Annotated in this window: 14 protein-coding genes; 6 read left to right on the top strand and 8 right to left on the bottom strand. The window is 64.5% G+C overall.

The window, feature by feature from the left end; genetic code table 11:
• The first annotated feature begins 11 nt into the window (after window positions 1-11).
• A complete protein-coding gene (locus C5L14_RS11300) occupies window positions 12-914 on the top strand; it encodes a LysR family transcriptional regulator (RefSeq protein WP_105862572.1) in 903 nt (300 codons plus the stop codon).
• A gap of 282 nt (window positions 915-1,196) precedes the next feature.
• On the opposite strand, the gene C5L14_RS11295 is transcribed toward C5L14_RS11300, so the two are convergent.
• The 4 genes from C5L14_RS11295 to C5L14_RS11280 all read right to left on the bottom strand — a co-directional run bounded on the left by C5L14_RS11295 (window position 1,197) and on the right by C5L14_RS11280 (window position 5,534).
• Window positions 1,197-1,955, bottom strand: a complete 759-nt coding sequence (locus C5L14_RS11295; RefSeq protein WP_105862155.1) for an SDR family oxidoreductase — start codon at window positions 1,953-1,955, stop codon at window positions 1,197-1,199.
• A gap of 123 nt (window positions 1,956-2,078) precedes the next feature.
• Complete coding sequence (locus C5L14_RS11290; protein WP_105862154.1) at window positions 2,079-3,350, bottom strand: sugar ABC transporter permease; 1,272 nt, start codon at window positions 3,348-3,350, stop codon at window positions 2,079-2,081.
• Window positions 3,347-4,180: an ATP-binding cassette domain-containing protein gene (locus C5L14_RS11285; RefSeq protein WP_105862153.1), complete on the bottom strand. Its 834-nt coding sequence runs from the start codon at window positions 4,178-4,180 to the stop codon at window positions 3,347-3,349. Before C5L14_RS11285 ends, C5L14_RS11290 begins: the two co-directional genes overlap by 4 nt.
• A 283-nt stretch (window positions 4,181-4,463) precedes the next feature.
• A complete protein-coding gene (locus C5L14_RS11280) occupies window positions 4,464-5,534 on the bottom strand; it encodes an ABC transporter substrate-binding protein (protein ID WP_105862152.1) in 1,071 nt (356 codons plus the stop codon).
• Between the two features lie 689 nt (window positions 5,535-6,223).
• On the opposite strand from C5L14_RS11280, the gene C5L14_RS11275 reads away from it, so the two are divergent.
• Window positions 6,224-7,576: a glycerophosphodiester phosphodiesterase family protein gene (locus tag C5L14_RS11275; protein WP_245443349.1), complete on the top strand. Its 1,353-nt coding sequence runs from the start codon at window positions 6,224-6,226 to the stop codon at window positions 7,574-7,576.
• A gap of 61 nt (window positions 7,577-7,637) precedes the next feature.
• On the opposite strand, the gene C5L14_RS11270 is transcribed toward C5L14_RS11275, so the two are convergent.
• Together C5L14_RS11270 and C5L14_RS11265 are read right to left on the bottom strand one after the other, a co-directional pair.
• On the bottom strand, window positions 7,638-8,165 hold the full coding sequence (locus C5L14_RS11270; protein ID WP_181161127.1) for a DUF1697 domain-containing protein: 528 nt from the start codon (window positions 8,163-8,165) through the stop codon (window positions 7,638-7,640).
• 143 nt (window positions 8,166-8,308) lie between these two features.
• On the bottom strand, window positions 8,309-8,791 hold the full coding sequence (locus C5L14_RS11265; protein WP_105862149.1) for a MarR family winged helix-turn-helix transcriptional regulator: 483 nt from the start codon (window positions 8,789-8,791) through the stop codon (window positions 8,309-8,311).
• Between the two features lie 44 nt (window positions 8,792-8,835).
• Here C5L14_RS11265 and C5L14_RS11260 point away from each other — a divergent pair, with 44 nt between their 5' ends.
• Complete coding sequence (locus tag C5L14_RS11260; RefSeq protein WP_105862571.1) at window positions 8,836-10,350, top strand: FAD-dependent oxidoreductase; 1,515 nt, start codon at window positions 8,836-8,838, stop codon at window positions 10,348-10,350.
• 49 nt (window positions 10,351-10,399) lie between these two features.
• Here the strand turns inward: C5L14_RS11260 and C5L14_RS30905 are convergent, their stop codons facing one another.
• Window positions 10,400-12,370, bottom strand: coding sequence for an ABC transporter substrate-binding protein (locus tag C5L14_RS30905; protein ID WP_342588406.1), 1,971 nt, complete (start codon window positions 12,368-12,370; stop codon window positions 10,400-10,402).
• 456 nt (window positions 12,371-12,826) lie between these two features.
• Between C5L14_RS30905 and C5L14_RS11250 the strand changes: the two genes are divergently transcribed.
• The 3 genes from C5L14_RS11250 (at window position 12,827) to C5L14_RS30830 (ending at window position 20,112) form a co-directional block, all read left to right on the top strand.
• Complete coding sequence (locus C5L14_RS11250) at window positions 12,827-14,611, top strand: MFS transporter (protein ID WP_105862148.1); 1,785 nt, start codon at window positions 12,827-12,829, stop codon at window positions 14,609-14,611.
• Between the two features lie 147 nt (window positions 14,612-14,758).
• On the top strand, window positions 14,759-19,525 hold the full coding sequence (locus C5L14_RS11245; protein WP_105862147.1) for a DUF3320 domain-containing protein: 4,767 nt from the start codon (window positions 14,759-14,761) through the stop codon (window positions 19,523-19,525).
• Between the two features lie 452 nt (window positions 19,526-19,977).
• Window positions 19,978-20,112, top strand: a complete 135-nt coding sequence (locus C5L14_RS30830; RefSeq protein ID WP_281062571.1) for a hypothetical protein — start codon at window positions 19,978-19,980, stop codon at window positions 20,110-20,112.
• Between the two features lie 137 nt (window positions 20,113-20,249).
• Here the strand turns inward: C5L14_RS30830 and C5L14_RS11240 are convergent, their stop codons facing one another.
• Window positions 20,250-21,794, bottom strand: a complete 1,545-nt coding sequence (locus tag C5L14_RS11240) for a RimK family protein (protein WP_105862146.1) — start codon at window positions 21,792-21,794, stop codon at window positions 20,250-20,252.
• Window positions 21,795-21,845 lie beyond the last annotated feature (51 nt).

Genomic DNA, 21,845 nt, shown 5'->3' with positions numbered 1-21,845 from the left:
TGGGATATGACATGATCGAACTGCGCCATCTTCGCTATGCCGTCGCGGTCGCCGACGAAGGGCATGTGACACGTGCGGCCGAGCGGCTCGGCATCCAGCAGCCGCCGCTCAGCCAGCAGATCCGCGTGCTGGAGCGCGCAGTCGGCGCGCCCCTGTTCCAGCGCCTGCCCCGCGGTGTCCGATTGACCGAGCCGGGGCGGGTGCTGGTGGAGCGGGCCCGGCTCGTCCTGCAGGATGTCGATGCGGCCCTGGAAGCAGCCAGACGGGCAGCCCGCGGCGAACAGGGCAGGCTTGCGGTGGGCTATACGACCTCGGCGGCCTTCCATCCGCTGGTCTCCGCCGTGGTCCGCGGGCTGCGCGAGGCGGCGCCCGGCATCGCCCTCTCACTGGAGGAGGGCAGCACCGGAGATCTCATCGGATTGCTGCGCGCCGACCGGCTGGATGCGGCCTTCGTCCGTGCGCCGGCTGCAAGGCCTGACGGGCTCCTTGTCGAACCCCTCCATGTCGAGGAGATGCTGGTTGCCTTGCCGGACCATCATCCGCTTGCCGCTGCTTCCCTGCGCCGGCAACGCCTGCCGCTCGCCGCTCTTTCCAACGAGACCTTCGTACTCAATCGCCGCCCCTCCGGCCCCGGCCTTTATGACGACATCATCGCGGCCTGCCGCGCGGCTGGATTCAGTCCGATGGTGGGACAGGAAACGCCGAGGATGGTCTCGACACTGAGCCTGGTCTCGGCCGGCCTCGGCATTTCGATCGTGCCGGCGTCCATGGCGAAGCTGGAGACGAACGGCATCGTCTATCGGCGCCTCGACGGCACGACGCGGCTGACCGCACAGCTCTATCTCGCGCGGCGCGCGGACGAACCCAGCCCCAGCCTGTCGAGGTTCCTGGACATGGTGCGCCGGCAGGCCTGATCGTCTCGCAGGGGAGCATCGGGCCTCGGCGAGAACACATGCTCTGCTCGAGAGTAGTGCTGCCCTTCACCCTTACCCTCTCCTCGCAGGTGGCGAGGCGAGGGGACTTCGACATCGAGTTCCATTCCGAAAGCCCGTTGTCTCGCCCAACGGTCGGGCGAGATGAAAACTCCAAAAACCAATCGCAACGCTTGCGCCCCCTCGCCCCGTTCTTACGGGGAGAGGGTAAGGGTGAGGGGCTACACTACGGTTCAGGAAGCAGCGCCCATTCCCGGCGATCTTTCACAGATCATTGGCCTGGGGCAGGATCACCAGATCGCGGATGGTGACGTTGCGGGGGCGGCTGAGCATGAACATCACCGCCGCCGCCACTTCCGTCGGCTGCATGAGGTCGCCGGCCGCCAGGGCCGCGTCGAGCTTGGCCTTGGGCCAATCGCTGATCAGCGCGGTGACCACAGGGCCGGGCTGCACGGCGCCGACGCGGATGCCGTGCTTGGCGACCTGCCGCCTGACCGTGTGGACGAAGGCCTGCACCGCATGCTTGGAGGCGGTGTAGATCGGCTCCCACACCACCGGGACCATGCCGGCGACCGACGAGGTGACGATGATGTCCCCGGTCTTGCGCTCCACCATATGCGGCAGCACTTCGCGCACCGTGCGGAAGGCGGCATTGATGTTGAGATTGAGCATGCGGTCCCAGGCGTCGGGGTCACCCTCGACCACCTCGCCGCCGATATAGGAGCCGGCATTGGCATGGAAGATGTCGAGCTGGCCGGCCTTGTCGAGAATCTGAGGCATCATGCGCGACACGCTGGCCGGGTCGAGCAGGTTGGTGACCACCGGAATGGCGTTGGGGCCGAGTTCCTCGCAGATCGTCTTGAGGGCGTCCTCGGCCCGGTCGACGAAGACGACCCGGGCGCCGGCCGCCAGCAGGGCCTTGGCGCATTCGAGGCCGATGCCCGAAGCTGCGCCGGTGATGGCTGCGACCTTGCCGGAAAAATCCTGCCCCGACAAATTCTGGCTGTTGGGATCCTGTTGCATGATGGTCGTCTCCTGGAGAGATCTTCGGAAAGGCGTCTCCGCCTTTGCCGACGAACAAGGAAAATAGGAAAAGAACAGCCGGCAAACCCTTGATCGATAAGGGCTCGTCGGCTCGGGAAAAGGTCAGGCGCGGCCGTGGGAGACGCGAGACCTGCGGGCGAGGGAGTCGACGATCACGGCGATGGCGAGCACGGCGCCGGTGATCATGTAGCGCAGCGACGAGGACAGATCGAGCAGCGTCAGCCCGCTCGAAATCGCCTGGATGACGATGATGCCGAGCAGGGCCGAATAGGCGCTGCCGCGACCGCCGAACAGGCTGGTGCCGCCGATGACCGCCGAGGCGATGGCGTTGAGGTTCACCTCGCCGGTGCCGGCCTGCTGGCTGGCGGAAGCCAGGCGTGCCGCGGCCAGGATGCCGCCCGTCGCCGCCAGGCCGGCGCAGGTCACGAAGGCCGAGGCATAGATGAAGCGGACATTGATGCCGGCACGCCGCGCCGCCTCGCGATTACCGCCGACCGCGCTCATCGAGCGGCCCCACTTGGTGCGCGTCAGGGCATAGTTCATCACCACGACCAGCACGACGAACAAGGTGAACATCCACGGCACGCCGCGATCCTGGTTGAGATAGAAGACCACGAGTTCGAGCGCGATTGTGATCGCGGCGGCGCGCAGCACGATGAAGGCGAAGGGGCGGGCGGAGAGCCCAGCCTCGCGGCGGCGGGATGCGGTGCGGAAATCGGCATAGAAGATCACCGCGCCGGCAATGGCGGCCAGCACATAGGCCACCGCGTCGGGCATCGTCATGGTCTGGCCGAAATTCACCACCTCCGAGCCGTAAGGCAGGTTGATGGAACCGGTCGAGCCGAGCAGATAGAGCTGCAGGCCGAGGACCGCAAGCAGGCCCGCCAAAGTGGCGACGAAGCTCGGCATGCCGAAGCGGTTGAACAGGAAGGCATAGACGGCGCCGATCGCCATGCCGGCCAGGATGGCGGCGGGGATGGCCAGCACGACCGGCCAGTTCAGATTGACCCAGAGCACGCCGAGCAGGGCCGACGACAGGCCGCTCACCGAGCCGACGGACAGGTCGATCTCGCCCAGCATCAGGATGCAGACGATGCCGAGCGCAATCACGCCGACCGTCGAGCAGTCGAACAGCAGGTTGACCAGATTGTTGGCCGAGAGAAAGACCGGGCTCAGGCTCTGGAAGACGATGCAGATCAGGATCAGGCCCACGATCACCGGCAGGAAGCCGAGATCGCCGGAGCGTATCCGTTCCAGGAAGGCGCTGATGGCGCCGCCGATGCTGTCGTCATGCTTCACCCGCACATCGGCGCGGTCGAGCGGTGTTTTGGAAGGGCCCGATTCTGCGCGACCCTGCTCGATATTGCTGGTCATGGCTGGCTCTCCTGGCTCTGTTCGGTCTGTGCCTGACGCCGCGTCGCGCGTCGGGACACCGAATTCTCGGCGGCGCCGGTGATGGCGCTGATCAGGTCCTGATGGGAATCATGGGGATAGAACACCCCGTTGTTGCGCCCGAGCCGGAGCACCACGATACGGTCGGCCACGGCGCGTACGTCGTCCATGTTGTGGCTGATCATCACCACGCCCAGGCCGCGGTCCCGCACGCGTTCGATGAGGTCTAGCACCTCGGCGGTCTGCGCGACCCCCAGCGCCGCCGTCGGCTCGTCGAGCAGGATGATCTTGGGCTCGAGCAGCAGCGAGCGGGCGATGGCAACGGTCTGGCGCTGTCCGCCCGAAAGCGAGGCGATCGGCTCGCGCACGCTGGGAATGCGGGCCGACAATTCGTTCAACAGCTTCCAGGCCTTGATCTCCATCGAGACCTCGTCGAGCCGGTAGGGCTCGAGTTCGCGTCCCAGAAAGATATTGGCGACCGAGTCGAGGTTTTCGCACAGAGCGAGGTCCTGGAAGACGGTGGCGATGCCGAGATTGAGGGCGTCGCTCGGCGTCGAGAGCGTCACCGGCTTGCCGTGGAAGGTGATGGTGCCGGAGCTCGGCTGGTGGACGCCGGCCAGGACCTTGACCAGTGTCGACTTGCCGGCGCCGTTGTCGCCGACCAGCGCCACCACCTCGCCGGCATGCACGTCGAGCTCGATATCGGTCAGGGCCGATACGGCGCCGAAATGCTTGGAGACGTTGCGCAGGCTTAAAATGAGCTCGCCCGTTGGCGCGGTGGCCGGTGCGGAACTGGCAGAAAGGTCAGTCATGCCGGGGTCCTTTCATAGAGGGATCGGGAATGCCTGGCTGTCGGGCGGGGCAGGGCAATAGGGCCCGGCCTCGCGCTGCGTCGCGGTACGGAAGTCCGGAGGGTCGATCTCCAGATCGACCATCTTGGCGACATCGGGCGAGATGGAGGGCGAAGATGGTCGATCCCGCTCCATCCCCTGATGGAGCTGAGGGGATCGGCCCTTCAATCCCGTGTCATCCCGTTAAGTTCGCGCCTGTGTTATGATCTCCCGGCCGCGCAGGCGGCCGGGGGCGACGGCAGGCTTACTGCGTGATGCCGAGCTTCTTGCAGCCTTCGGCATAACGGCCGCCGCAGAGCTGGTCGGCCGTGGCGATCTTCTTGTCGATGATCTCCGCCTTCAGGTTCTTCGAGGTCACGATGGCCGGCACGAACAGCTTGGAGGGCGTATCGAACAAGGTGGCCTCCGCCTTGGGCGTCTTGCCGGCGAGCAGCTCGACGGCGACATCGGCGGCAGCGGCGGCGACGATCTCGCTCGGCTTGGAGATGGTGTTGTACTGGTCGCCGGCGATGATCAGCTGCAGGGCGGCCAGGGTGGCGTCATTGCCGGTGACGGGCGGCACGGGGTCCACGCCGGCGGCCTTGAAGGCCGCGATCGCACCACCGCCGGTGCCGTCATTGGCGGCGACCACGCCGACGATCTTCTTGCCGAAGCGGGAAATCTGGCCGCTGGCCCATTGCTGGGCGTTGGAGGGCAGCCAGTTCGGCGTGTCGAATTCGGCCAGGGTCTTGTAACCGCTGTCCTTGAGGCCTTCATGGATGCCGTCGCGGATCAGTCGGGCGGCCGCGTCGGTCGGCGAGCCGTTGATCTGCAGCACGCCGGTGTCCTCGGTCGGCGCCTTGGTGGCCTTGAGATGCTCGACGAGAGATTCGGCAATGGCCTTGCCGATCGCCTTGTTGTCGAAGGACACGTAGAAATCGGCCTTGGCATCGGGAATGGGGCGATCATAGGCGATGACCTTGATGCCCTGGCTCTGCGCCTGCTTGACCATGGAGGCGGCGGCGGCCGAGTCGACCGGATCGAGCACGATGACCTTGGCGCCCTGCGTGATCACCGAGTTGAACTGCTGCTGCTGCTTGGAGATCGAGGCGTCGGCGTTCTGGTAGAGCACCTTGCAGCTCTCGCACAGCTTCTTCATCTGGGCGACGAAACCGGGATGATCATGCTCCTCATAGCGGGTCGAGCCCTGGTCGGGCATGAGGAACGCCACGGTGGCGTCCTTGACGGCGGCATCCTGGGCCAGGGCCGATGCGCTGCCGAGCAGCGACAGGGCCAGGGCGGCGATACCGGCGGATTTCAAGGTGGTGAGTTTCATTGGGCTTCTCCCTGGGACTTTATGATTGTTGGACTTGAGCGATGGTGACGTTGCGCGGCCGAGAACCGGTCTTGCTTCCGCCGCGTTCCGGGGTGGAGTTTGGCGGTACAACGCATTGGCGAGCCGCGGAGTGCCAAGGCGCTGCTATTTTTTGATCGGCGTGTCAGGCCCGGCTTGCAGCAGGGTCATGGCCGAAAGCAACAAGCGGGGTGGCGGGGAGCCCCGGCGCGTTATCCGCCGAGCGCGACGCCGTTTCGGACCGGGATGACATGGATCGGCGATGATGCTCGCAGCGCCTCTCCAGGACCGCTATCGGATGCCTGGGCATGACCGTCTCCCCCAAATGCGGCCGGCTTGAGCCTGCCGCTCTTGCTGTCGAGCCAGCGGCTCTCCAGTAACGGCAAGCTAACCCATTGAGGAAACTACGTGCCACCACGTTTCACGAGTTGTGTTGATACTTTTTTGATCCCGTCGCCGCAGATTCGGCTGAGTTCTTGTCCCCGGCTCAATGACGCATGCTCCAAGAGAGGGTCTCTGTCCCTGCTCGCCGGTCCGTTCCGCGGGTCATCCCTTTGTCAGGAAATTACGACAAGAAAGCCGGGGGGCTTCACGGTTGATGCGAGCAAAAGGTTGGAGATCCGGTCATGAGATATGGTTGCGCGCGATGGAATGTACGGGGCGCTGTAGCGTTGATTGGCGCTGCCGCCCTGGGGCTTGCCGTCCCGTCGGCGGCTCTTGCCCAGGCGGATGCAGCGCCGACTGGCGCCAGGCCTTTCCTCACCCTCGACGGCAAGCCGCCGCTGGTGATCGGCCATCGCGGTGTGCCCGGGTTGGTGCCGGAAGAGACCGAGGCCTCCTATGACCTGGCCGCTGCCCTCGGAACGGATGCACTCGAAGAGGATCTGCACCTGACCAAGGATTGCGTACTGGTGGCACGTCACAATCCCTGGCTGAGCGACAATACCAACATCGCCGAAGTGGCCAGGACCAATGCCGAGGTCGCCGCCCGCAAGCGCACGGTGCCGGGCGTCATGGTCACGGTGAAGTGGGCCCGGACGCCGACCAGCGGGCCTGCCGAATATCTCACCGACCTGACCGATCCGGCCAATCCCAAATCGGTGCTGAAATCCCTGGTCGTCGACGGCGAAGATCATACCAATGACTGGTCGATCACCGATTTCACTATGGCCGAGCTGAAGAATTGGATCGCCGGCACCACCTATGACGCGGCCAATGAGCGGCCGAAAGTGTTCAACGGCAAGTTCCCGGTCCTCAGCTTCCAAGAGATCATCGATATTGCCAGGGCCAAGAGCAAGGAGACCGGCCGCCCGATCGCCGTCTATCCCGAGACCAAGAATCCGACCTGGAACAATGCGCAGGCCATTGCCAATGGCTGCGGCGCGCCGGGCAGCCGTCCGCTCGAGGATGCCCTGATCAAGATCATCAAGGACAATGGCCTGAACGCCAAGGATGCTCCCATCCTGGTGCAGAGCTTCGAGCCGAGCAGCCTGAAATATATGCGTCAACACGGTCTGGAGACCCGGCAGGTCCAACTCATCGATGCGGATGGTGTCGACCTGAAGACCGGTAAGGTGCTCTATGACGACATCACCAATTCACGCCCCTTCGACTGGACGGTCGCCGGCGATGCGCGCTGGTTCGACGCCATGCTGAGCCCGGAGGGCCTGGCGGAGATCAAGACCTACGCGGACGGCATCGGGCCCTGGAAGCCGCAGATTGTCTCGCTCAAGATCTCGCCCTGGAAGGAAAGCAACGCCGACGGCACGCCCTATAAGGGCTCGACGCCGGAAGCCTCGACCCAGGATCCGAGCAGCCTTGTCGCCGATGCGCACAAGGCGGGGCTGTTCGTGCATGTCTTCACGTTCCGCAACGAGAAGAAATATCTGGCCGCCGACTATCATGGCGATCCGAGCCTGGAATATCTGAAGTTCTTCCGCCTGGGCGTGGACGGCGTCTTCACCGATTTCACGCATACGGGCGTCGGCGCCCGCGCGGCCTATCTGCGCGAACTCGGCTGGTAGGACGCTCCAACCAGGCGGCGGCAGGAATCAATGATGATTCCGGCTACCCAGCGCGGCACCGTCAGGCGGCCAGTTTCAAGACCGTATTCCAGTTGCGGCCGGTCACCAGCGTGCCGAGATGACGCTCGATCAGCTTGGTGGTGAGCTTGGAGCGGCCGATGCCGTCCGGGTAATGGGCATAGAGGCAGCGCCCGCCGGCGGCGATGCGCTCGCGCCCCTGGATCGCCGCGCGCAGGGAAACGACGGCGGAGCCGGTAACCTCGCCCTTGCTTGGAAGAGCCAGCACATGGGCAGGGTCCGCCTCCGCCTCGTCCCGGAAGGGATTGGCTGCGATCAGGGCCCGCCATTCCGGCAGGGTGCGGATCATGAAGGCAGCCGGAACGCCGAAGGTCTCGACGACCGCCTGTTCCCAGCGCTGCTCGAGGGCTTGTGGTTCGGTGCCGGCGGCTTCGAACGTCAGATTTCCGCTCTGCAACAGGGTTGTAACCCCGGTAAAGCCGAGCCTTTCGCCGAGCGCACGCAACTCGGCCATTTTGATCGTCGAGTTTCCCCCGACATTGATGGCGCGCAGCAGGGCGATGTGCCGCATATGATGGGCTCCTCGATCAGCGAACATATGATGCCGGGGCCGTGAGCCAGCCTCGACGCCGTGGATGTGAGGCCGGCGATTCCAGCACCGGCCGGGCATGCATGGTCAAGCCAATTCGGGGGTTACGCGGCAGGTGCTATCGGTCATTCCGGAGAGGTCGCATTGATGTCATCCGCAAACTTGCGCATGAGCCGCACCAGTTCGCGAACATCATCCTGCTCCCATCCGGCAAAGATCGCACGGCCCATCTTCTCGCGGGCGGCATCGACCAGATCGGTCATGGCCTTCCCCTTGGCCGTGATGGTCGCCTCGCGCACGCGACGATCGGCGGGGCTGCCTTGACGGTCCACCAGGCCGAGGCTTTCGAGTTTTGCCACCTGCCGGCTGACCGTCGTGTAATCCCGCCCCACGCGGTCGGCCAGTTCCACCACGCCGATGGGGCCGAGGCGTTCCACCATGACCAGCAGTGGAAAAAGAGCACGATCGAGGGAGATGCCGGCTGCGCGCACCATCGCCTCGTCGCGCTGGGGGCGGTTCATCACGCTGGCGATATCGATCAGAGCGCCGTGAAGCTCGCGCAGCAAGGCACTCATATGTGTATTTTGCACATTATCTGTTGACGGCATCTTTGCTCTCCTATTATGTGCATATTACACATATGGAGGCGACCATGACAGAGCAATTCGCAGTCGATGTTCTCATTTGCGGGGCGGGGGCGGCCGGGCTGACGCTGGCTATCGATCTCGCGCGGCGCGGAGTGTCCTTCCGGCTGATCGAGAAAATGGACAAGCCGTTTCACGGCTCACGCGGCAAGGGGATCCAGCCAAGAACGCTGGAGATCTTCGAGGATCTCGGCGTTCTCGACCGCCTCGCTGCGGCGGGCGGCCCCTATCCGCCGCAGCGCAGCCATCATGATGATGGCAGTTACAGCGATTCCGGGATCATGGAGCAGCAGGCTTCATTACCGGCCGAACCTTATCGCATCCCGTTGATGCTGCCGCAGTTCTTGACCGAGAGCATTCTGCGCGATCGTCTTGCAGAATTGGGACACTGCCCCGAGTTTGGCTCTGAACTGGTTGGCTTCGACCAGGACGAGGCCGGTGTATCCCTGCGGATCGCCGGCAAAGAGGGCGAGGAGAATGTTCGCGTGCGCTGGCTTGTCGGCGCCGATGGCGGCCGCAGTTTCGTGCGCCAGGCGCTCGAGGTGGGCTTCCCGGGCAGGACGCTCGGCGTTCGCGCCATCGTCGCCGACGTTTCCCTGACCGGTCTGAGCCGCGATGTCTGGCATCGTTTTGCCGAAAAGGACATGCAGCGGCAGATCTCGCTTTGTCCGCTCGCGGGAACCGATCTGTTCCAGATACAGGGGCCGGTTCCGCTGGAAGGCGACGTCGACCTTTCCGCAGAGGGGCTGAATGCCATGGTTGCGCAGCGCACCGGCCGGGACGACATCCAGGTGATTTCAGTCTCCTGGGCTTCGGCCTACGCCATGAACGCCCGCCTCGCCGATCGATATCGCGTCAGACGCACATTCCTGGTTGGAGATGCGGGGCATACGCATCCGCCGACCGGCGGGCAAGGGCTCAATACCAGCGTGCAGGATGCCTATAATCTGGGCTGGAAGCTGGCGGCTGTTCTGGCTGGTGCCGGCGACCAACTGCTCGACACCTATGAAGAGGAGCGCCGACCCGTCGCGGCGTCCATGCTGGGGCTTTCCACCAAATTATTGGATGATCTCAAGCGCGGTGAGATACGGCGCGGACGCGAGACGCAGCAGCTGGATCTCGGTTATCCCAAGTCGTCGCTGGCGATCGAGCGGCCGCCGCGACAAGGTGGCGTGCGTGCGGGAGACCGTGCGCCGGACGCGCCGGTCCGCGGGGCGGCCGGCCGGCCCCTGCGCCTGTTCGACCTGTTCAAAGGTGCGCACTGGACTCTGTTGGCTTACGAGGCAAATCAGGCGCCATTGCCGCCCCGCCGTGGGCTGCATATCCACTCCATCGGCGAACGCGGTGACATTCTCGACCATGCTGGCCATGTCGGCGAGATCTATGGTCTCACGCCGGGCGATTGGGTGCTCGTGCGGCCCGATGGCTATGTCGGCGCCATCCTTGCTTCCGCTGAGATGGCATTGCTGCAACGCTATTTCGATGAGGTGGGCCTCGGCCAGCCGGGACCAACGCATCCATGATAGGTTGCGCCGGAATGGCGACCCCGGCTAAGCCGGCGAACGAGCCTCGTCATTGCGGTGAGACGAAAAAGAAATCCGTGGGCGGCAGCGAGCCGTAGACATAGGGTTCCTGCCGGTTGCCGGTGACGTCGAGCACGTCCTGGCGCACGAAGCGGAAGATCTTGTTGATCTCGACGCCCGGCTCGACCAGGCGCCTGGCGAGGGAGAGGGCGAAGGGGCTGTTGGCCTGATCTCCATCGGCGGCCGTGGTGCCTTCCTTGGCCGAATAGACGACCAGGGTGGCGCCGGCCGGCTCCACACGCGAAAGGCCGCGATCGATCGAACGGCTCGCGACGCTCAGCTTCATCTGCGCGACGAAGGGATTGTTGCGGCAGGCATCGAGCACCACGAGCTTGAGCTTGCGTGCGCCGTCGAGCGTGCTCATCACCCGATCGAGCGCAATGGTCTCGTCGGGAACGTCGCGATCGGATTCGAGCACGGCGTCCAGCGGGATCAGGTAGTTCCTGTTGTCCACCTCGATGCCGTGCCCGGCATAATAGATGACGGCCCAGTCCGACTGGTCGGCCTTGCGCGCAAAGGCTTTGAGAGCGGCGATCATGTCGGCGCGATCGAGATCATGCGCAACCGTGACGTCGTCCACACCCGTCTGGCGCAAAGCCTGCCCGATGAGATCGGCATCGCGCAGGGTATTCGGGAGCCGGGACACCGAACGATAGGCCGAATTGCCGATGACCAGTGCGACGCGGCGAGGCGCATCTGCGGGCGTGTCGACGACGGGGGCTGCCTTGGCGACGGGGACGGTCTCGGCAAGGGGAGCCGTCTCGACGGCGGGCGCGGGCTTTGGCGTATCCTGGGCCGTTTCGATCTCGTCAGCGGCATTGTCCGGCGGGGTGCCGGCCGCAGCGATCGGGGTCTGCGGTTCGACCGGCTCGTAGGTGATGGTGCCGTCGCTGCCCTTCTGCCAGCGATAGACGATCAGATCGGGCGTGGTACGGTCACCCTTGGCGTCGAAGGCGATGTCGCCGAGCACCGTGTGGAAGGGGGCGCTGGCGTGCATCACCGCCGCCATGCGCCGTGGTTCGGGCGTCCCGGCCTGGGCAGCAGCCTGCTGGAAAACCTGTACCGCGGCATAGGCGTAGAGGGTGTAGCCGTCCACGAGGCCCGGCGCGGTACGGAGGACGTCGGCGGCCGCGGGGTTCCGGCTGGGCGGCGGGGGAAAGGTCATCAGTGTGCCGATCACGGCATCGCCGCCGATGGCGGGAAACTCGCTGCCGATCAGGCCGTCGCCGGAAAACAGCACGGTGTTGAGGCCCCGTTCGCGCAGCTGCCTGAGAATGAGCGCCGCCTCGGTATAGAGGCCACCCCAGAGCAGAAGGTCGGCCCGCGCCTTGCCCAGCCGATCGACGATGGCGGAATAGTCCTTCTCGCCGACGTCGACGCCAGCCTCCAGCACCGGCTTGAACCCCGCCCGCGCGAAGGCATCGCGGGCACTATTTGCCAGCGCTTGGCCATAGATGGTCTTGTCGTTGAGGATGGCTACTCGCTTGCCTTTGAAGTTCTTGGCGGCATAGTCGGCCCAGACCCCGCCCTGACGGTCGTCACGGCCGGTGACGCGGAAGACGTTCCACAAGCCGCGCTCGGTCACCTTGGGGTTGGTGGCGGAAGGAGAGATCATGATCATGCCGCGCTCGGCGTAGATCTCGGAGGCCGGAATGGTGACGCCCGAATTGAAATGACCCACCACCAGCTTGACGCCCTGGGATGCAAGCTTGTTGGCGGCCGCCACGCCTTGCTTCGGGTCTGAAACGTCATCGGCGATGACGATCTCGACCTGCTGGCCTGCAATGCCGCCCCTGGCATTGATGGCCGCCACGGCCGCCTCGGCGCCCTTTCGCATCTGCTCGCCGAAGACGGCATTCGGCCCGGTCATGGGGCCGGCAACGCCGAGCTTGATCTGGGCCGCGGCCGGCGTTCCGATCGAAAGGCCGGCTGCGAGGAGCAGGCAGGTCAACCAGGCCATCCGCATAACGGGCTTCCTTACGATATCGGAAAAAGTCTCAACCGGGGGTTGCGGTCTATCATACGGCACTCCGAGCGCCTGCGACAGTCATGCCGGTAACACGCGATGGCACCGGGGCCTCTGCCTCTCCTCCATATGGCAGGCGAAAGGCGAACCCGATGCCTGCCCCATGAAGCTGAACACCTCAACGTCGCTAAGTATAACTCCAATCACGATTTGACGCTGCCAAGTATCTATGAAACCGTTCGAATTCGGGCCCGTGGTTTTTCCGGACAGAGTCGCCGGCACGTGCTGAAACTTGATTGAACAGAGCGACGATCGTCTGGGGAATCCTGCATCTCAGGCATCGTCCACCGGCATGACAGCCGACAACGGACCGGTCAACGGCCGATGAGGAAACACGACATCCGGCACGGGGTGCGCTGGGCTGTGCCCGGCCGGCGGGGGAGAGCATCGATGTCAGTCAGTACGGTAAGTGCGGGCCCTTCGGCTCCGATGAGCAGGGAAGACAAGAAGGTTATCTTCGCCTCTTCTCTGGGCACGGCTTTCGAATGGTATGATTTCTTTATTTATGGTTCATTGGCGACCTATATCGCCGCCCATTTCTTTTCTTCGCTCAGCGAGACCGCAAGTTTCCTCGCCACCCTGCTGGCCTGGGCGGCGGGCTTCATCGTCCGGCCTTTCGGGGCTCTCGTCTTCGGCCGCGTGGGCGATCTTGTCGGGCGCAAATACACCTTCCTGGTCACCATCACGCTGATGGGCGCCTCGACCTTCCTGGTCGGCCTGTTGCCCAGCTATGCCTGGTGTGAGCAAAATCTCGGCGTCGGCGCCATCGCGCCCACCATCCTGATCGGGCTGCGCATCGTGCAGGGCCTGGCTCTCGGCGGCGAATATGGCGGCGCCGCGACCTATGTGGCCGAGCATGCGCCGACCGGCAAGCGCGGCCTTTATACCGGCTGGATCCAGGCGACGGCGACCGGTGGTCTCTTGCTCTCGCTGATCATCATTCTCTTGATCCGGCAATATATGAGCGATGCCGCCTTCAGCGACTGGGGCTGGCGCATTCCGTTCTGGATCTCGATCATCCTCCTGCTGATCTCGGTCTGGATCCGCATGCAGCTCGCCGAAAGCCCGTCCTTCGTGAAGATGAAGGAGGAGGGAGCGACCTCCAAGGCGCCCTTGAGCGAGGCCTTCCTGAAATGGTCCAATCTCAAGATCGGCCTGATCGCTCTGTTCGGCATGGTCGCCGGCGAGGCCGTCGTCTGGTATTCCGGGCAGTTCTACGCCCTGCTCTATTTGACCAAGACCCTGCGCGTGGATCTCACCACCGCTTCGCTTCTGCTGGGCGTCGCCTTGGCGATCAGCCTGCCGCTCTACGTGTTCTTCGGATGGCTCTCCGACAAGATCGGCCGCAAATGGATCATGCTCTTGGGCTTCCTCCTAGCGGCGGTGTTCTACCAGCCGATCTTCAAGGCCATCACACACTATGCCAATCCGGCCCTCGAAGCGGCGCTCTCCAAATCGGCGGTTTCCGTCATCGCCGATCCGGCCGACTGCTCGGTCCAGTTCGACCCGATCGGGACGGCCAAATTCACCTCGTCCTGCGATGTGGCCAAGAATTTCCTGGCCTCGAGTTCGGTGTCCTACACCAATGAAGTCGCCGCGCCGGGAACGCCGGCATCGGTGAAGATCGGCAATACCGTGATCCCGTCCTATGTCGCGACGGGTCTCGACGCCGCAACCGCCAAGGCCAAGAAGGCGGAGTTCACCACGGCGCTCTACAAGGCCTTGAAGGATCACGAATATCCGGTGGCCGAAAAGCAGGCGCCCGTGAAGGATGCCAGCGGCGCCGTCGTCAAGAACCCTGACGGTACCGACAAGACCGCCACCACCTATGCGATGGCGCCGGCCGATCCGTCCGCGATCAACAAGCCCATGCTGGTGGTGATGCTGATCGTGCTGATCGTCCTCGTCACATTGGTCTATGGCCCGATGGCGGCTGCCCTGGTGGAGCTCTATCCCACCCGTATCCGCTATACCGGCATGTCCTTGCCCTATCACATCGGCAATGGCTGGTTCGGCGGCCTGGTGCCCTTCGTGATCTTCGCCATGGTAGCGGCCAGCGGCGATCTCTATTACGGCCTGTGGTATCCGATCGTGGTTGCGGCGGTGACCTTCGTGATCGGCATGCTGTTCGTGCCGGAAACCAAGGATCGCGATCTCGACAATATTCCGTCCTGATCCTCCGGCACACAGGCTCGGAATCGGCGCGGCACCCCGGTGCTGCGCCGTTTTCCATATGGTGAGGTATTTTGCGCCGGCCAGCGGTGTCACGCTGGAAAACGCGACCCCCGCCAGTATAGAGTTTCCGCGGAGGGGTTCGAATCGATGCCTGACAATCCGGTGCGCAAGCGTCTGCTGGAACAGCGGCAGGCTTTGCTCGATCTCGGCCTGCGCAATCGGCTGATCGACCTGCCGATGCGCACCAAGGGTGTGCGCACCATCGAGATCATCGAGGCCAAGGCGGCCGAAACCTATGATCTGCTGGCGGCTGGCAAGGCACTGACCTTCCTGCCCGGACAGGAGCCGCAGGAGACCGTACAGGAAGAGCTGGCCATCGAAGGCGCGGCCCCTTCGGCACCGGCACCGCTGGAAGCCGCACCGAGCCGCGAAGCGCCGGCCCCCAACCGGCTGCAGACCCGCCTGGCCGCCGAGGCCCTGCAGAAGCGCCTGTTCGACATCTGGTACGATGCCCGTACCATCGAGGAAGAGCAGGGCGTCAACATCCTCTATCTCGCCTTCGGCCTGCTGCGCTGGTACGAGGACGACAAATCCGACATTGCCCGCCACGCTCCGCTGGTGCTGCTGCCGGTGCGTCTCGAGCGCTCCAGCGCCGCCGAGCGCTTCAGCCTGCGCACACGGGGTGAACCGGCCTCGCCCAATCTGTCGATCCAGGCCAAGCTGCGCGGCGATTTCGGCATGGTGATCGACGATTTGCCCGACGAGGACGAGGTCGACATTCCCGCCTATGTCGCCGGGATCGCCAGGACCGTCTCGGGCAAGGCGCGCTGGGAGGTGTTGCCGGATGCGATGGTGCTCGGCTTCTTCTCCTTCGCCAAATTCCTGATGTATCGCGATCTCGATCCCGACAACTGGCCCCAAGGCAGCGCCATCCATGAACATGGGCCGGTGGCGGCTTTGCTGGGAGAAGGTTTCGAGGCCCATGAGCCGATCGTTCCCGATGGCCAGCCGATCGATCCGGTCATTCCGCCGCCGGCGCTCAACCATGTGCTGGACGCCGATTCATCACAGGCGATCGCCATCGAAGAGGTCTTGCGCGGTCGCCACCTAGTGATCAAGGGCCCGCCGGGCACCGGCAAGAGCCAGACCATTGCCAACATCATTGCTGGCGCCGCCCTGCAGGGCAGGAAGGTGCTGTTCGCAGCCGAGAAGATGGCGGCCCTCGACGTGGTGCATCGGCGGTTGCGCCAGATCGGGCTCGGGCCGATGACGCTCGAACTGCACTCGACCAAGGCCAATAAGCGCCTGCTCCTGGAGGAACTGCGCCGAACGCGTGAACTAACCCAGAAGGTGCCGGTGCAGGATGCGGGCGTCACCCAACGCCTGGCCGACGTCCAGGACGGGCTCAACCGCCACGCCACCCTGTTGCATGAGCCGATGAGGCCGAGCGGCCTCACGCCTTACCGGTTGCTCGGCCAGCTCGTCGCCTTGCGCGAGGCTGGCGGCCTGCCCGGCTTTGCCGTCGATGGCGCCAGCCGATGGGACGCCGAGCAGGCGCGCGCCAACAAGGAGCTGATGGCCGAACTCGCCGAACGCCTCGCCACGGTCGGCGATCCCGCCGCCAGCATCTGGCGCGGGGTCAGGCGCGATGCCATCGATCCCGCCGAACTCGAACGGCTCGCCGGCCTGATGCGCAGCGTCGAGGCGGATCTGGAGGCGGTGGAGGAGGCGGCAGCCGGTGTCATCAGCGATTTTACCCTGGAAGTGGTGACGATCCGCGATCTCGATGCGGTCTGGCGCACCACCTGTGCGGCGGTGTCGCTGCCCGCCCATGCCGATCGGCGTCTGCTGGCCCAGCCGGCGTGGCGCGAGGATGCCGGCGCTCTCGGCGAGCTTGTCGCTCTCGGCAAGGCCTATCGCAAGGTCGTCGACACGATGGCGCAGGTCTATCGCGCCGAGGCCTGGATGGCGGATCTGCGGCCGGTCCGCGAGGCTTTCGCTGCGCATGGCGCATCCTTCCTGCGCTTCTTCTCCGGGCGCTACTGCAGCGCCAAGGCCCAGTTCAAGGCCCTGCTTGCCACCGAGATGCCCGGCGATCTCGTGAAGCGGCTGCAGCTTCTCGACGGCATGATTTCCGCGCAGGAGATTCGCCGGCGTTTCGAGAGCCAGAAGGATCTGGGTGCACGTGCCTTCGGCGCGCTCTGGGACGGCGAGAAATCCGACTGGGCGCGCCTGCAGGCGATCACCGACTGGTGGCGCGATCATCGCCATCCCGCGCTCGCTCCTGATTTTCTGGATCGGCTGGCTGCCCGGCCAGGCGGCCGCGAGTTCGGCGCCATGGGCGCGGTGATCGTACAAAGTGTTCCGCGCCTGTTCGAGGATCTGAAGGCGCTCAGTGATTTCCTCGATTACGACCTGGAGGGAGGTCATGGCATCGCCGATTGCGCCGACCTCGAGGTAGCGGTTCTTGCGCGGCAACTGCGCCTCTGGCTGGCCAATCTCGAAAGCATCACCCGTTGGATAGCGTTCACCCATCGCTGCCGTGTGGCTGGAGAGGCGGGGCTCGGTGCACTCGTCGGCGGCTTGCTCGATGGCCGCATCCCGGGCGCCAGCCTGGTGGCGACCTTCGAGCGGGCCTATTACGAGGCCTTGCGCGAGGATCTCTTTGCCCGGCACCCCGATCTCAAGCGTTTCGATGGTGAATTGCAGAACCGTGCGGTCGAGCAATTCCGCTCCCTGGACAAGGGGCGCATCGCCCTGGCGCGCGAGAGCGTGGCGCTCAAACATCTGCGCGAACGTCCGGCCGCGGCCGGCGGCATCGGACCGCTCGGCGTGCTCAATGGCGAGTTTGCCAAGAAACGCAACCATCTGCCGATCCGGCAATTGCTCGACAGGGCCGGCCCGGCCATCCAGCAATTGAAGCCGGTGATGATGATGAGCCCGCTCTCCATCAGCCAGTTTCTCAAGCCCGGAGCGCTCAGCTTCGACCTGCTCGTCATCGACGAGGCCTCACAGATCGAACCGGTCGATGCTCTCGGTGCGGTGGCGCGCGCGTCTCAATTCGTCGTGGTGGGCGACGAGCGCCAATTGCCGCCGACGCGCTTCTTCGCCAAGCTGACCGGCGAGGTGCCGGAGGAGGAAGCCGACGAGGAGACCTTCAAGGCGAGCGATGCCGAAAGCGTCCTCGATCTCTGCCTCGCCAAGGGCATGCCCTATCGCCAGCTCAACTGGCACTATCGCTCCCGTCACCAATCGCTGATCACCGTGTCCAATCGTGAGTTTTACGACAATCGATTGCTGGTGGTGCCGAGCCCGCATGCCGGCGGCCGCCTTCCCAATGGCACGGCGGACGGTGGCGAGGCGATGGGCCTGATCTTCCGCTATCTCCCCAAGGCCGTCTACGATCGCGGCAACAGCCGTACCAATGCCGAGGAAGCCCGGGCCGTGGCGCAGGCGATCATGGCGCATGCCCGCCATCGCGCCTCGCTTTCGCTCGGGGTGGCCACCTTCTCGGTGGCGCAGCGCCAGGCCATCCTTAAGGAACTCGAATTGTTGCGGCGGGAAAGCCCCGCCACCGAGGTGTTCTTCAACCGCGAAGGAAACGAGCCCTTTTTCGTCAAGAACCTGGAGAACATCCAGGGCGACGAGCGCGACGTCATCTTCATTTCGGTGGGCTATGGCCGCAGCGCCGAGGGCTATCTGGCCATGAGCTTCGGCCCGCTCAATCTGGACGGCGGCGAGAGACGGCTCAACGTGCTGATCTCGCGCGCCAAATATCGCTGTGAGGTGTTCTCCTCCATCCGGGGGGAGGACATCGATCTTTCCCGCGCCAATGCGCGCGGCGTTGCGGCGCTCAAATTGTTTCTCGACTATGCCGAGACCGGCCGGCTCGGCACGCCCGTCCAAACCGGCAAGGCGCCCGATTCCCTGTTCGAAGAGCAGGTCGCCGGCCAGCTGCGGGCGCGCGGGCATGAGATCGCACACCAGATCGGCAGTGCCGGCTTCTTCGTCGACCTTGCTGTGGTGGACCCCGACCGCCCTCAACGCTTCCTGCTCGGCATCGAATGCGATGGTGCGCAGTATCATGCCTCGCGTTCGGCCCGCGACCGCGACAGGCTGCGCCAGCATGTGCTGGAAGGGCAGGGCTGGGTGATCCATCGCATCTGGTCGACGGACTGGTATCTGCGTCCCCGTGAGGAACTCGGCAAGGTGGAGGCCGCCATCGAACGCGCCAGGGCTGTCTGGCGCAAACGGGACGAGGAACTCGCCGTGCCGACCGAGCCGGAAGACGGGATGCAAGAAGAGCCGCGGCCGCCGCCGTTTGATGAGCCGCTGGCCGGGCCCAGGCCTGCGGAAGGGCCCGCACTATCCGCGCTGGCACGTCCCTATGTCGAGGCGCGCCTCCGCGTGGCGGGCACGGCTGAACTGCACGAGGTGCCGACGGCCCGCATGGCGGCTTATGTCCTCGATGTGGTCGAAATCGAGGGGCCGGTACATGAGCAGGAGATCGTGGCGCGCATCCGCGATTCCTTCGGCTTGGCACGGGCCGGCAACCGGGTGCGCGAAGCGGTGCAGGACGGCATCGACGTCGCCCGCGTCACCGGCAGGATCGTCGGCGGCCCGTTCTACAAGCTGCCGGAAACGCAGGTGGTCTTGCGTGATCGCTCCGCGGTGGAAAGCGCCGGCCTCCGGCGCCCCGATATGCTGCCCAATGAAGAGATAGAAGCCGCCTTCCTGGCCGTAATTGCCGCCAATTACGGGGCGCCCCGCGACGCCTTGATCGTGGCGGCCGCCCGCCTGTTCGGTTTTGCGGCCACCAGCTCCGTGCTCAAGGAGCGGCTCGACGACGTGCTGACGGTGATGCTGTTCAAGGGGCAGCTCAAGTTGCAGAACGATTTGATCATCGGTGGTTGAGCAGGCCTCTTTCGACAGGCGGGGACGGGGCCGGAAAGGGCTTTTCCAAGGCTGAAACGGAAGGGAGCCGAGTGCCCGCAAACCGATGGCTAGCCATGGCGAAGAGAGTGTCTCGTTAATCCATTTTTTTCCATATTTTCAATGTGATGTGCGAACTTTCAAACTAAGTCCATCAGAGCACACTTTAACACGATCCGGCCATCGGCCAGACACGTCCTGGAAAGGTTTGCCGGGCATGATGCGGCCTTGGTTACGAAGGGTCGTGTCATGTTCTATGCGTTGCTGTTCGCCTTGGCCTCGGCCTGCTGCCTCTATTACGTCAGCTACGACATCTGAAGGCGCTCGACGCGTCACCCTGGCGTCTTCCCCGCAGTCGCAACGAAACTTTACATGGCAGACCGAGGCCGGAAGCATCCGGGCCCGATACTGCATTCTCCATCGGGAGGATTGCCATGTCGTTTCGAGCCAATGCCGTTTCGGTCTTTCTGCAGGGAGCGTTGACGAGCGTTGCCGCCCTCCTGGCGGTGAGCGCGATGCTCGCCGTGCTCATCATCGCTCTTCACGAAGGGCTGGTGCGTCTGCTGTAGCGGTGAGGACTAGAGCAAAGCGCGTTCAAGCGTGAACGCTTATTTGCTCTAGCTCATTGTTCTGACGCGTCTTTGCGATTCTAGGTAACTCCGTCTAATCGCAAAACGCTCTAGCCCCGAAGTTCTGCGAGCTGATCCTACGAGCCCGTGTCGCGCAGATCATGCACCAGACGAGGGCGGTGAATAGCCCCGGAGGGAAGCGCAGGTGTGGGCGGACGATGGCGGGCATCGACCAGGGCCTGGAAGTGGGAGAGCAGTTTGCGGTAGAGCCCCTCGCCGGCGGCGGCATCCTCCAGGCCGAGATCGATATTGGGATTGTCGTTGACCTCGATGACCACGACCCCTGATTTGGTCTGCTTGAGATCGACCCCGTAGAGGCCGGTGCCGATCAGGCCTGCCGCCCGCACTGCCGGTTCGATCACCTCGCGGGGCACCTCCTGGACTGGCACGGCCTGGGTGCGGCCTTCGGTGTAGGCTCCGGCCTCGCCATGCTGGATGATCTGCCAATGGCCGGAGGACATGAAGTATTTGGCGGCGAAGATCACCTCGCCGGCGAGGATGCCGATCCGCCAATCGAAGGGCGTATAGACATAGTCCTGCACCAGGATGAGGCCGGATTGCTTGAACATGGCCGCGGCAATATCCTGAAATTGCTGCCAATTCTCGGCTTTCTTCACGCTGAGGCTGAAGGCGCCATCAGGCACTTTCAGCACTGCGGGATAGGTCAGCTGCGTCTCGAAGCCCGCCAGCGTGCGGCGGGTGAGGAAAAGCGTGCGAGGCGTGGCGATGCCGTTGCCGCCCAGGAGCTCGGACAGGAAGGCCTTGTTGGTGCAGCGCAGGATCGAGCCGGGATCGTCGATCACCGGCATGCCTTCGCTGGCAGCCTTGCGGGCAAACCGGAAGGTGTGGTGCGCGATCGCCGTGGTCTCGCGAATGAACAGGGCGTCGAACTGGGTGAGGCGCGGATAATCCTTCTTCTCGATCAACTCCACGGCAATATCCATGTCCTGCCCGATGCGCATCATGGCCTGGAGTGTCTTCAGCTTGGAAGGCGGCAGGGCTTCCTTAGGATCGTGCAGGATTGCCAGGTCCATGCGTGGGCCGCTGGTCGAGGGGGCATGGCGCCAGGGGCGCCGGCAGAAGCGGGCAAGCCCGTCGAGGAACAGGCCGTCGCGGGCCGGATCGACATCGCGCGGATCGAGCGGATGCAGGGCTGCGACCTTCCAGCCGCCACCGCCTTCCAGGCGCTCGAGGTCGATGGCCAGCAGGGGGCATCGAAACAGCTCGAAGCTGCGGCTTGCGAACTCGGCGAGATCCTTGTCTTCGACCTGGCCGAAAAACACCTGGATCCGCATCGCATCGACCGCCCGGGGTACGGCAGCAAGCGGGCCGAGGCAGCGCTCGAGGCCGGCGAGCTTCTGGCTCTGCACCGCCTTCACCTGGAGGTCGGTAATCGCCTCCATGCTCGGCGTCACCCGTTCGCCGCGCGCCTCGGCGAGCAGGGAGGCGTAGTAGCCGATACTGAGATAGGCATAGCTGCGGCACAGATTGACGATGCGGCGTGGCCGCTGCAGCAGGCTCGGCCCTTCTGCGATGAAGTCCTGTGCGGTGACCACTCGGACACCGGGGACGGACCAGCGAAAATCACTGGATTTTTCGACGATGATCAGTTGAGCGGGCATTGGCTGCTTTCAAGAAGGAAGGCGCGCGCGGCGTTGCGATCGCCTGATGCG

Origin of the sequence: Labrys okinawensis (assembly GCF_002982075.1) — a bacterium.
In the GTDB taxonomy this organism is placed as follows: Bacteria; Pseudomonadota; Alphaproteobacteria; order Rhizobiales; family Labraceae; genus Labrys; species Labrys okinawensis_A.
This window is presented reverse-complemented; position numbering and strand designations above follow the sequence as displayed.

What these genes read in the sequence shown, in the direction of transcription:
- C5L14_RS11300 (WP_105862572.1), top strand. Translation starts at nt 12, where the DNA reads ATGATCGAACTGCGCCATCTTCGCTATGCCGTCGCGGTCGCCGACGAA.
- C5L14_RS11295 (WP_105862155.1), bottom strand. Translation starts at nt 1,955, where the DNA reads ATGCAACAGGATCCCAACAGCCAGAATTTGTCGGGGCAGGATTTTTCC.
- C5L14_RS11290 (WP_105862154.1), bottom strand. Translation starts at nt 3,350, where the DNA reads ATGACCAGCAATATCGAGCAGGGTCGCGCAGAATCGGGCCCTTCCAAA.
- C5L14_RS11285 (WP_105862153.1), bottom strand. Translation starts at nt 4,180, where the DNA reads ATGACTGACCTTTCTGCCAGTTCCGCACCGGCCACCGCGCCAACGGGC.
- C5L14_RS11280 (WP_105862152.1), bottom strand. Translation starts at nt 5,534, where the DNA reads ATGAAACTCACCACCTTGAAATCCGCCGGTATCGCCGCCCTGGCCCTG.
- C5L14_RS11270 (WP_181161127.1), bottom strand. Translation starts at nt 8,165, where the DNA reads ATGCGGCACATCGCCCTGCTGCGCGCCATCAATGTCGGGGGAAACTCG.
- C5L14_RS11265 (WP_105862149.1), bottom strand. Translation starts at nt 8,791, where the DNA reads ATGCCGTCAACAGATAATGTGCAAAATACACATATGAGTGCCTTGCTG.
- C5L14_RS11260 (WP_105862571.1), top strand. Translation starts at nt 8,836, where the DNA reads ATGACAGAGCAATTCGCAGTCGATGTTCTCATTTGCGGGGCGGGGGCG.
- C5L14_RS30905 (WP_342588406.1), bottom strand. Translation starts at nt 12,370, where the DNA reads ATGGCCTGGTTGACCTGCCTGCTCCTCGCAGCCGGCCTTTCGATCGGA.
- C5L14_RS11250 (WP_105862148.1), top strand. Translation starts at nt 12,827, where the DNA reads ATGTCAGTCAGTACGGTAAGTGCGGGCCCTTCGGCTCCGATGAGCAGG.
- C5L14_RS11245 (WP_105862147.1), top strand. Translation starts at nt 14,759, where the DNA reads ATGCCTGACAATCCGGTGCGCAAGCGTCTGCTGGAACAGCGGCAGGCT.
- C5L14_RS30830 (WP_281062571.1), top strand. Translation starts at nt 19,978, where the DNA reads ATGTCGTTTCGAGCCAATGCCGTTTCGGTCTTTCTGCAGGGAGCGTTG.
- C5L14_RS11240 (WP_105862146.1), bottom strand. Translation starts at nt 21,794, where the DNA reads ATGCCCGCTCAACTGATCATCGTCGAAAAATCCAGTGATTTTCGCTGG.